Below are 9,587 nucleotides of genomic sequence, written 5' to 3'. Positions count from 1 at the left end.
CGCCGCCGGTGGCGCCCTGCCGCCGGTCCGTCCGGCGTGGGCGTCCTCGTCCACCGGTCACGGGAGTTCGCTTGCGCCCTCCCGCGGACGAGGGCCCTCCGTGCTCTGTGGGCACCGTTCACTCCTGTCGCCGACGAACACCCCTGTCCTGTACGGGCGGTGTCCGGAGAACGCCCTCATCCTCGCACGCAGACGCAGACGCAGACGCAGACGCGGACGCGGACGCGGACGCGGACTCGCTGTCGGCGGGCCGGTGCCGCTGAACGCGGTCGAAGTCGCCCGTGTGTCCCAGCGGTTGGACACCCGGTTGACCCGCCCGTCCACCGCCTGGCATCGTCCCTGCTCATGAGGCCCGTCGCTGATCATCCGCAGGCGCTCGTCGCGCTCGTCGCGCGGCGACACGTCGACCTGTGCCGCCAGTCCAGCGCCATCTGTCGCTGACTTCCGGGTCCCTCTCCCGTTCTCCCGCCGTAGTGCCGCGCGCCCCGTTGACGGGCGTCCGGCCGCCGCGCCGCCGTCCGTATGTCCGGAGCGCGCGTAGCTGAGGTGGTTCCGCACCAGCCCCGAGGCGTGCGTCGTTCCGTGGTCGTGGCCGTGGTCGCGGTCGCGTCTCGGCGCGGTGGCAGTCGGCGTCGGCGTGGTGCGCGCCGCCGCATCTGGTCATCCCCTTCACCCGGGTCATCAACTGCACCCCGGTCAACCCTGACGTGCTCACCGCCGTGGGCACCTGTTCGGAGGATTCCGCATGCCCGAAATATCCCGTCGTGCGTTCGCCGGCCTGGTCGGAGCGGGTGCCGCCGGCGCCGTCGCAGGCACCGCCGCCACCGCCGAGGCCGCCCCCGCAGCGGTGGGTTCCCCCGCCGAGCGGCCGTTCCAGGCCCGCCACGGCTCCGGCTCCGGGAAACGGCCCAACGTGCTGTTCATCCTGGGTGACGACCTCGGCTGGGCCGACCTGTCCTCGTACGGAGCGCCGCACATCAGAACGCCCCACCTGGACCGGCTGGCCGCCCAGGGAGTGCGGTTCACCGACGCCTACTCGGGTTCGGCCACCTGCTCCCCGACACGCTTCAGCCTCTACACCGGCCGCTTCCCCGGCCGCACGCAGGGCGGCCTCGCCGAGCCCATCGGCAACCGGACACAGGGTCTGGACCCGAACCACCCGACTCTGGCCTCCCTGCTGAAGAAGGCCGGCTACTCCACCGCCCTGATCGGCAAGTGGCACTGCGGCTGGCTGCCGGACTACAGCCCCACCAAGTCGGGTTGGGACGAGTTCTTCGGCAACTTCGGCGGCGCGCTCGAGTACTTCTCCAAGATGGGCCAGCTCGGCGACTACGACCTCTACGAAGGCGACGCCACCTACAAGGACCTCCGCTACTACACCACCGTCCTCACCGAACGCGCCGTCGACTACGTCGGCCGCAAGCACGACCGGCCTTGGCTCCTCAACCTCAACTTCACCACCCCGCACTGGCCCTGGATCGGCGAGAACGACGAGGAGGCAGCCGCCGGCATCGCCGACCGGATCCGTTCCGGCGACGTCCTGGGCGGACTCAAGCACGACGACGGCGGATCGGTGGAGAAGTACAAGGAGATGGTGGAGAACCTCGACGCCTCCGTCGGCAAGGTGCTCGATGCGCTGCGGCGATCCGGTCAGGAGGACAACACGGTCGTCATCTTCGCCAGCGACAACGGCGGAGAGCGCTTCTCTTACCAGTGGCCGCTCAGTGGCGCCAAGTCCCAGCTCCTCGAGGGCGGCATCCGTGTGCCGACCATCCTCCGCTGGCCGGACCGGATCCGGGCCCGTCAGGTCAGCCACGAGCCGGTGTATTCCCCCGACTGGACGGCGACACTGCTCGAACTCGGCGGCGCCCGGCCCGACCCGGCCTACCCGCTCGACGGCCACAGCTTCGCCGGTTACCTGCTGCGAGGTGAACGGGCGCCCCGGCACGACCTGTTCTGGCGCGTCCGGGGCAACCGGGCACTGCGACGCGGTGACTGGAAGTACTACCGCGACTCGGCCGGCAAGGACCACCTGTTCAACCTGGCCGCCGACCAGCGCGAGCAGGCGGACCTCGCGGCACAACGCCCGGAACTCCTCGCCGAGTTGAGGGCCGCCTGGGAGGCCACGAACTCCGGTCTCCTGCCGTACTGAGCGGGGCCGTCCGCGACGGCGACCGTCACCGGCCCCGTGCCTCCGCGGCCGCGGGCCGACGCCGCCACGACAGGCGCCCCGGACGAGTCCCCCGCCGCGCCGCGCACTGCCGCGGCGGGGGACTCGTCCGGCTCGTTCGGCTCGGTGCCGCCCCGGGCGATCATTTTGCCCGGGGGCCGGAGTCTCCCTCACGATCGACCTCACTCCCTGCCGGAGCCGCCGCTCCGCGGCGCCGGCCGGGACTTCGTGGAACACGACCGTGACAGGAGCCCGTCCCATGACCGATCCGCACCACACGGCGAACCGCGCCCACGGCAGCGGCACATGGCCCGCGATCCACGCCGAGCGGGCGGCACTGGCGGCCGACCTCGCGGACCTGGCCGAGGAGCGGTGGGCCACCCCTTCGCTCTGCGCCGGGCTGACGGTGCGCGAGGTCCTCGCGCATCTCACCGCGGGCGCGAGCCTCAACGCCGTGCGCTGGCTGGCGGGAGTCGTCCGCTGCCGGTTCGACTTCGACAGGCAGGTGTCCATGCGGCTGGCCGAACAACTGGGCGCCACCCCGGCCGCGACCCTCGACCGGTTCCGGCGGATCGTCCCGAGCACCACCAAGCCACCCCTCCCCGCCGTGGCCATGCTGGGCGAAACCGTCGTGCACGGCGAGGACATCCGGCGCCCGCTGGGTGTCCGGCACGACCACCCGATCGAGACGCTCACCCGGGTGGCCGAGTACTACGCCGGCTCCGACCTCGTGGTTCCGGCCAAGGGACGCATCGCAGGACTACGGCTGGTCGCCGACGACGGCCCGTTCCGCGCGGGTACCGGTCCCGTGGTCTCCGGCCCGACACTGGCCCTGACGATGGCCATGACCGGACGGGCGGTCCACTGCGGCGATCTCCGGGGAAAGGGCGTGGACCTCCTGCGCTCCAGGTGCGAGGGAGCCTGACGGGCTCCCACCCGGCGGGCGGAGCTACTTCTCGAGCGCGAGCCGGACGCCGAACGCGGCGATCACCGTTCCGGTGACACGGTCGAGGCGGCGGCGCACCGAAGGCCGCTGCAGCCGGTGCCGGAGCATCCGCGCGAGGGCGATCAGCACGCAGGCCCAGGCGCTGCCGAGGAGGACGTGTATGCCGCTGAGCAGGACGCCCGCCGCGAGGTGGGGGGCGTCGGGCGGGATGAACTGGGGGAGGAGTGCGACGTAGAACGCGCCCACCTTGGGATTGAGCAGATTGGTCGCCAGTCCTTGGCGCCAGCCGCCGAGCACCCTGTCGCCCTCGTCCGTCCCCACCCCGGCTCCGGTTCCGGCTCCGGCATCCGTCCCGGCCTCCTCGCCTTCCGCCCGGCCGGGACGGCGCCGGGCGGCCCACAGCATGCGGCAGCCCGTCCACACCAGGTACGCGGCCCCGGCCCAGCGCAGCACTTCGTAGGCGAGGTGGGAAGCGGTCAGCAGCGCGGTCACGCCGAGCGAGGTGAGCACGCCCCAGACCAGCGTGCCGGTCTGGATCCCGAAGATCACACCCCAGGCCCGACGGCGGTGCCCGACCGCTGCCGTGCGCAGGACGAGTGCGGTGTCCAGGCCAGGAGTGAGGGTCAGCAGCCCCACCATCAGAGTAAAGGCCCACAGGGCGTCCATGGCGATCACAAGTGCTCACCCTAGGGTCGAGGAGGGGCGGACATCCATCTTTCTGCCCGATATCGGGCAGGATCCGGAGGGATGGCGTGCGGGTGACGCCGTGGTGCGCGGCCGGGCATCCCTCAGTCGGCGGTCTTGACCTGAACCGTGCTCGAGGTTCCACGATGGCGCGGTGACTGACGAACGATTCACCACCGACGACGGCATCACCCTCATCGACGTCTGGGAACTGCCCGAGGAACGCATCGACGAAGCGATCGCCCGCTGGAAGGAGCGGGTCGCGCTCATCCACACCGCTCCGGGGTTCCGGGACGCCCGCCTGCACCGGGGGCTGGACCCCGAGGCAGCCCGTTTCGGCCTGGTCAACGTCGCGCACTGGGACAGCGTCGAGGCGCGGGACAAGGCACTCACCCACCCCGGCTTCACCGCGTCGGCGGCCACCACGACCGGTTATGCCGTCGTGCACGGCGGCTGGTACCGCGTGGCAGCCGCGTTCGGCGCCCAGGGGGACGGCTCGGGCGTCACCGTGGTCGAGGCGTTCGAGCTGCCGGCGGAGCGGCTGGACGGCTTCCTTCCGCAGTGGTCGGACCGCGTCGAGCTGACGAGCGAGGCCCCCGGGTTCCAGCACGCCCGGCTGCACCGCGCGGTCGCCCCGGACACCCGCTTCCAGGCGGTCGGCGTCGCGCACTGGGACAGCCCCGAGGCGTGGCGGACGGCGACGGCGGCCGGCGGCCCCCCGATCCTGGAGCACCCTTCCGCCCCGCCCGGGTTCACCGCGACCGGCCCCCTCCTCCTCCGGTCCGTCGCCGCGTACTGAACGCACCGGGCGCGGGGGACGGTGGCCCATAACGTCCGTACGGCCGCGAAGTTGACCTGGTGAGGCGTCGGACCGAGCCGTCGTCCAGCGAACGGGAGCCAGCACACTGTGTTGCCCAACGGTCAGGGGGCGGAATGGCTGCCAAGAAGATGAAGAAGATCCTGACCGTCACGCTGGAGATCGAGGTCAACGATCGGGTGACCCGGGAGCCTCGCCTGAGGGGCACATACGCCGAGATCGTCCGGAGCGCGACCGAGGCCGCCCGGGAGCACATGCCCGAGAACAGCATCGAGCGGATCACCACCAAGGCCACTTGGGAGATCGCCGCCCGCCGCGGCTTCAGGTCCACCGAGACGCTGCGCCAGGCTTTCGTGGCCCGGTACGGCGTCACACCGTCGCACCATCGGGCCACCCAGGTGAGCGGGCCGGTCGGTCAGACCACCGCCACCACAACGGCGCCGAACCCCAACGGCACGTCCAGCAGCATGCAGAACTCGGCCAACGACTTGGGCACCACCTCATTGCGCAGGTAGTGGAGCAGATCCCAAGCGGCGTGCGCCACCAGCACCAGTCCGGCCAGCGCCAGTCCGAGCCGTGGCGCAAGGAAGAGCGCGGCCACCGCCAGGCAGCCGTACCCGAGCAGGGCGACGGCCTGCGCGGTGAGGGCAGGGCGGGACACGCGTGTGACCAGGCCGACGGCGACGAGCGCCAGGGCCGCAACCCCGACCCCGCCCCACCACACCAGGCCAGCCAGCTCGCTGACGACGACCACTGCAGTGCCGCCGGCGACGCCGGCCCAGGCGATCCACGGCCGGTTCAACGCCGCCGCGCCGAGGTAGCAGAGCGTGGCCACGCACAGCACGATCGCCACCGATTCCCGCTCAAGGCCGATGGCGAGCTGGAGGACCGCGGCCGCCAGCCCGAGCGCGCTCGGCCAGCGGTGCAGGACAGCGTGTCGGCCGCGTGCCGCAGCGGTCGCGGCCGCGGGTTTCGTGGTTGTCATGCCGACGACCATGCCGCCGCGCGGCCGCAGCGTCGAGTCCACACCGGGCGGCGGTCCGGAATCTTGGGATACCTGTCAGCCAGACCCGTACGCGGCACCCAGCCGCACAGTCACGGCAGATGTGGTTCTTGGTCGGGGCGGACCTCGATCAGCGCCCAGTCGTAGTGCCGGTCGCCCTTCAGGCCGTGCCCAGTGCGCATCCGCATCCAGGACTTCGCCGGGACCTTCGCCGCGAGTCGGGCGGCGGTGAAGCGGCCGGCGGAGGTGGTGGCGGTGTGGTCGGACCTGACGGCCAGGGCGTAGTCGAAGCCGAGCATCCGCGCGGTTCGTCGCAGCTCGAGGCTGCTGTAGACCTCATCGCCGACGAACCAGCGGGCACGTACGCCCAGGGTGCGAGCCCGGTGCAGCATGACGGCGGCAAGCTGCGGCTTGGTGGAGAAACAAACCTCGTCGGGCACGTGTGCGAGCAGGCGGCGCTCCTCGTCCTGCGCCCAGGCGGCGGGCAGGTACAACTCCCGGTCGATCAGCGCGTGCCCGCGCGGCGAGGCGTAGGTCAGGTGCACGGCAACCTGGCACAGCCCGATCCCGCCCAGCGCGCCGGAGTACTGCCGGACGGCGCCCACGCAGTCGGTGGAGGACTTCTCGTCCCCCCGTCTCATCGACCACCAACACCGCATCACCTTCAGCGAGTTCCCCCGACACCCAGGAGGCCAGCCGATCACGGGCCAGATGGTGATCCCACGAGCCGCGGGACAGGAAGTGCTGCAGCCGCCACGGCCCGTCGTGGCCGAGTGCCTCGGCGAGCGTCCAGCAGTTGCGCCGCTCCAGCTTCATCAGCATCGCCTCGGTCATATCCCGCGCCAGCAGTCGCGCATCACGGCGCGGGAAACAGTCAGCCACCTCGGCCATCAGCGCCCCGAACGCCGTCCTCCACACCTGCTTGGCTATCGTGGCCTCGACGGCCACCTGATCGTTGAACGTCGTCACAAACGCTCATGATCACGGTGTCCGTTCCCACTCCCACAGGCACCTGCTGACCTGTATGGACGCTTCGCGGATCAAGACTTACAGCTGCCGTGACTGATCAGGCGGAAGGGGTTTCCGGCAACTTGATCCCAGCAGCCGTGTACTCATCGACTCCGGCTAGGTTCAACCCGCAGAGGGTGCACGAGAAGATGTCTGGCTCACCCTCGGCGTCCTCGCTTCGTGAGGCCAACACGGCTACCGCCTTGTTCCCACATGCGGGACATGGGAACCAACCCATAGGTGGGCCAGGTCGACCAGTCTCATGGTGAATACCGGCGGCAAACCATCCGCTACGACGGTTTTGCAGTGGTCGCTGCATCCCGTCAAGGAGGTCGCTCGGCAGGTTTCCGAACCGATCCTCGAAACGATTTTTCGCCTGACGGATGCGCACCTGAACGTCTCGCTGAATCTCATCCCTGTGCTTGTCGATAGCCACGTGGATGGCGCTCGTCCAGCGGCCCCAGAATCGCTCGACTGGCATACCGATGTCTGTCAGTAGAGTCCCGACGGTCTCAGCGAGCGTGGGCAGCAGGGTCTTGGCCTGGTCTCCGACCGTGGTGTGGGCCGTGCCGTTGCGCAGTTCGATGAGGAGATCGAGCTGAGGATCGGACGGCAGGACGGCCATGCGTCGAAGGCGCTTGAGAGCTTCGTTGGCGCCGACCGTACGAACCTTCTCCGGCTCCATCTCCAGGTGGCCACCGAAGTGAAGCAGCATGTCGGAGGGGCCGTTCCGCATCTCGACCAAGTAGACCGGATTGCGCTTGGCCAGGACGGCTTTGGCGAGCCGCTCCACGGCCACACCGCTATGGAGGGCGAACTCGTCGTACTCGGCCCGCCCGTGGTCGTCCATGGCCCTGTGAGCGGCCTTCTTCGCGCCGGCGAGGAAGCTCTCAAAGGAAAGGGAGTCGTCCATGCCGGGACGGTAGCGGGCCTGACTCTGTCAGGGCTATCGAATGGGGGAGCAGCCTGCCGGCATGGGCTTCCAGCGCTGACTGTGCAAATGCCCGGGCACCGTGCCAGAGCGCCTCGTACGAGAGGGAGTCGTCCTTTCGCTCTACACAGGTGTGACGGGGAGATCGAGTCCGTCGGGTGCGGCCAGTCCCGTCATGGCCTCGTACGGAATCGCCGCCGGGAGAGGCCAACCGATGGGCTCGGCCGGCGGCCACAGCTGCCGCAGAGACGGCAGCGGTTCGTATGGAGTCAGTCGGTACCCCTCTGCGACATCGGGGACGCGGATGATCTGCACCAGCATGCAGCCGACCTTGAGTGTGCCGACCCATGCGACATGGTCCGTGCCAGGAGTTCCGTATCCCTGGAACAGGGTGTCCGCGAGCGGGATCGAGTCGTCCGGCGGGTAGTTCATGAAGCCCAGGCGTCCAAGCATCGACGCGCTCGGCTGGTGGGTCTGGTGAAATCTGCCGAAGTCCTCCTCCGGGACCACCCTGCGGGCCTCGGCGGGATGCGTCTGCAGGTACATGAGCATGGTCTTCAAGGACCACGAACCCAAAGCCTTCTGGGCTTCCAGGTCGAGGTCGTGGGGCTTCCCCCGGATGAGGTCAGGCAGGAAGGACCGCACGTCCTCCTCAAGTTGATTCATCCAGCCGCTGTTGCAGCCGGAGCAGACGACCTTCACCTGCTCGTTCAGCGGCGGAGCGACGTGCTGTCGCGTTACGTCCCCGCTCAGCGCGATGTACCGGTGCCGCCGGACTGTCGGATCCAGTGCCACCTTCAGCCAGCGCGGAAGAACGTGCTCCTTCGTCAGAGGAGTGCCTCCGCAGAACACGCAGCCCTTTCCCATGTGAAGACCATAGAGGGCACCGGCTGTGGTCTGATCGGCTTTTCTCCCTCACCGCAGCGGGACAGACTCACCCAGCGGGTCCATCGGGCCGTGTCCACCGATGCCACGGAGTACCGGGACCAGTTCGCCCGGGACCCGCTGGAACTGTTCGGCCCCGTGGACACCACGGCGACCGAGCACCGCGCCCCCACGGTCGGCGGCGAGTACTGGACGAAGGTCTGGGGCATCGTCTGCAATCCCGGCGTCCCCCTCGCCGTCCGGGTCACCCACAACGCCGGCGCACCCGTCGGCCTGACCTTCGCCGAGTTCAAGCCGGCCATCCAGCCACTGGCCGGGTGACCGGCCGGCCGGCCGCCGGTCCGGGCCCTCGCTAACCTCGTCGCATGTCCGACACAACGGCAGCCGCCGCCATAGCCCTCGCCCAGGTCCTGGCCCACTGCGGCGGCAGTCCCGCCGCGGCCGTCCAGCAGCTGACGCGTGCCATCGCCTCCGACCCGGCCGGTGCCGAGCCCTACGACGCCCTCGCCGAACTGCGCCGCGACCACCCCGCGGAGTTCGCCGACACCGTCACCGGCGGCACCTCGCTGAGCGCCGTGCTCGCCCAGTCGTACGCGGCCTTCCTCGACGGCGACATGGACGGCGCCGTCATGGCACTCGGCTCCGTCACCGGCGCCCGCCCCGACATCCCCTGGGCCGAGGCCCCTTGGTTCGGCGAGGACCGCTTCCTGGACTCCGTGAGCCCCGACGCCCTCGCCGAAGCCGTCATGCGCACGACGGACTACGGCCGGCCCCTCGACACCGAGGCCGTCCGCACGGGGCTCCGGAACTGGTTCTGGGCCATCGACACCGTCACCGCACGCCGACCGCAGCCGGAGGCGATGGCCAGGATGGCGATCTTCCTGCGCGCCTGCGGCCTCACCGACGCCTCGCTCGCGCTGTGCGACCAGGCCGACCTCGTCGAGCCGGTCATGCTGACGGAGGTGGTCCGCGCCGGAACCTGGCGCCGCCTGGGGGACCTCGACCGGACGGCCGCCGCCTTCGAACGGGCCCTCACCCTGGACCCCGCCAACTGGTCGCTCCACCTCGACCTGGCCGACCTCCGCGCCGAGCAGGGCGACTTCGACGCCGCCGTCGCCCATGCGGCCGACGGCCTGGAGCACG

Annotated in this window: 12 protein-coding genes and 1 pseudogene; 7 read left to right on the top strand and 6 right to left on the bottom strand. The window is 70.4% G+C overall.

Annotated features, from left to right (window positions below; all coding sequences use genetic code 11):
* Nucleotides 1-345 precede the first annotated feature (345 nt).
* The 3 genes from HW445_RS34390 to HW445_RS09565 all read left to right on the top strand — a co-directional run bounded on the left by HW445_RS34390 (nt 346) and on the right by HW445_RS09565 (nt 3,095).
* Nucleotides 346-441 (top strand): putative leader peptide, encoded by a 96-nt coding sequence (locus HW445_RS34390; RefSeq protein WP_359270157.1) that lies wholly within the window; start codon nt 346-348, stop codon nt 439-441.
* 304 nt (nt 442-745) lie between these two features.
* Nucleotides 746-2,152: a sulfatase gene (locus HW445_RS09570; RefSeq protein ID WP_180220603.1), complete on the top strand. Its 1,407-nt coding sequence runs from the start codon at nt 746-748 to the stop codon at nt 2,150-2,152.
* Between the two features lie 277 nt (nt 2,153-2,429).
* Complete coding sequence (locus HW445_RS09565; RefSeq protein ID WP_180220602.1) at nt 2,430-3,095, top strand: maleylpyruvate isomerase family mycothiol-dependent enzyme; 666 nt, start codon at nt 2,430-2,432, stop codon at nt 3,093-3,095.
* 24 nt (nt 3,096-3,119) lie between these two features.
* Here the strand turns inward: HW445_RS09565 and HW445_RS09560 are convergent, their stop codons facing one another.
* A complete protein-coding gene (locus tag HW445_RS09560) occupies nt 3,120-3,782 on the bottom strand; it encodes a LysE family translocator (RefSeq protein ID WP_180220604.1) in 663 nt (220 codons plus the stop codon).
* A gap of 172 nt (nt 3,783-3,954) precedes the next feature.
* Here HW445_RS09560 and HW445_RS09555 point away from each other — a divergent pair, with 172 nt between their 5' ends.
* Entirely contained in the window at nt 3,955-4,599 is a 645-nt protein-coding gene (locus tag HW445_RS09555) for an antibiotic biosynthesis monooxygenase (RefSeq protein WP_180220601.1), read from the top strand.
* 134 nt (nt 4,600-4,733) lie between these two features.
* Complete coding sequence (locus HW445_RS09550) at nt 4,734-5,132, top strand: hypothetical protein (protein ID WP_180220600.1); 399 nt, start codon at nt 4,734-4,736, stop codon at nt 5,130-5,132.
* Here HW445_RS09550 and HW445_RS09545 read toward each other — a convergent pair.
* From HW445_RS09545 to HW445_RS09525, 5 genes and pseudogenes are all read right to left on the bottom strand, one after another.
* Entirely contained in the window at nt 5,033-5,602 is a 570-nt protein-coding gene (locus tag HW445_RS09545) for a hypothetical protein (protein ID WP_180220599.1), read from the bottom strand. The two genes, HW445_RS09550 and HW445_RS09545, sit on opposite strands and share 100 nt — an antisense overlap.
* A gap of 110 nt (nt 5,603-5,712) precedes the next feature.
* On the bottom strand, nt 5,713-6,261 hold the full coding sequence (locus HW445_RS33480; protein WP_257230962.1) for a transposase: 549 nt from the start codon (nt 6,259-6,261) through the stop codon (nt 5,713-5,715).
* A 49-nt stretch (nt 6,262-6,310) separates the two neighbouring features.
* Nucleotides 6,311-6,442: pseudogene (locus tag HW445_RS34385) on the bottom strand (IS701 family transposase); the annotation flags it as partial.
* Between the two features lie 244 nt (nt 6,443-6,686).
* On the bottom strand, nt 6,687-7,541 hold the full coding sequence (locus HW445_RS09530) for a hypothetical protein (RefSeq protein WP_180220596.1): 855 nt from the start codon (nt 7,539-7,541) through the stop codon (nt 6,687-6,689).
* Nucleotides 7,542-7,682: 141 nt separating this feature from the next.
* Nucleotides 7,683-8,426 carry a hypothetical protein gene (locus tag HW445_RS09525; RefSeq protein ID WP_180220595.1) on the bottom strand — a complete coding sequence of 248 codons (744 nt, stop codon included), beginning with the start codon at nt 8,424-8,426 and terminating at the stop codon, nt 7,683-7,685.
* A gap of 90 nt (nt 8,427-8,516) precedes the next feature.
* Between HW445_RS09525 and HW445_RS09520 the strand changes: the two genes are divergently transcribed.
* Both HW445_RS09520 and HW445_RS09515 read left to right on the top strand, forming a co-directional pair.
* Nucleotides 8,517-8,765: a hypothetical protein gene (locus HW445_RS09520; RefSeq protein WP_180220594.1), complete on the top strand. Its 249-nt coding sequence runs from the start codon at nt 8,517-8,519 to the stop codon at nt 8,763-8,765.
* Nucleotides 8,766-8,809: 44 nt separating this feature from the next.
* Nucleotides 8,810-9,587 (top strand): tetratricopeptide repeat protein (locus tag HW445_RS09515; protein ID WP_180220593.1); only part of this gene is annotated, 778 nt, incomplete at its 3' end.

It is taken from the genome of Streptomyces sp. UH6 (assembly GCF_013421635.1).
GTDB classification, from domain to species: Bacteria; Actinomycetota; Actinomycetes; order Streptomycetales; family Streptomycetaceae; genus Streptomyces; species Streptomyces abyssomicinicus.
The sequence above is the reverse complement of the archived record's forward strand: the minus strand, read 5'-3'. Positions and strand labels throughout refer to the sequence as shown.

What these genes read in the sequence shown, in the direction of transcription:
- HW445_RS34390 (WP_359270157.1), top strand. Translation starts at nt 346, where the DNA reads ATGAGGCCCGTCGCTGATCATCCGCAGGCGCTCGTCGCGCTCGTCGCG.
- HW445_RS09530 (WP_180220596.1), bottom strand. Translation starts at nt 7,541, where the DNA reads ATGGACGACTCCCTTTCCTTTGAGAGCTTCCTCGCCGGCGCGAAGAAG.
- HW445_RS09550 (WP_180220600.1), top strand. Translation starts at nt 4,734, where the DNA reads ATGGCTGCCAAGAAGATGAAGAAGATCCTGACCGTCACGCTGGAGATC.
- HW445_RS09560 (WP_180220604.1), bottom strand. Translation starts at nt 3,782, where the DNA reads ATGGACGCCCTGTGGGCCTTTACTCTGATGGTGGGGCTGCTGACCCTC.
- HW445_RS09525 (WP_180220595.1), bottom strand. Translation starts at nt 8,426, where the DNA reads ATGGGAAAGGGCTGCGTGTTCTGCGGAGGCACTCCTCTGACGAAGGAG.
- HW445_RS09565 (WP_180220602.1), top strand. Translation starts at nt 2,430, where the DNA reads ATGACCGATCCGCACCACACGGCGAACCGCGCCCACGGCAGCGGCACA.
- HW445_RS33480 (WP_257230962.1), bottom strand. Translation starts at nt 6,261, where the DNA reads ATGAGACGGGGGGACGAGAAGTCCTCCACCGACTGCGTGGGCGCCGTC.
- HW445_RS09570 (WP_180220603.1), top strand. Translation starts at nt 746, where the DNA reads ATGCCCGAAATATCCCGTCGTGCGTTCGCCGGCCTGGTCGGAGCGGGT.
- HW445_RS09545 (WP_180220599.1), bottom strand. Translation starts at nt 5,602, where the DNA reads ATGACAACCACGAAACCCGCGGCCGCGACCGCTGCGGCACGCGGCCGA.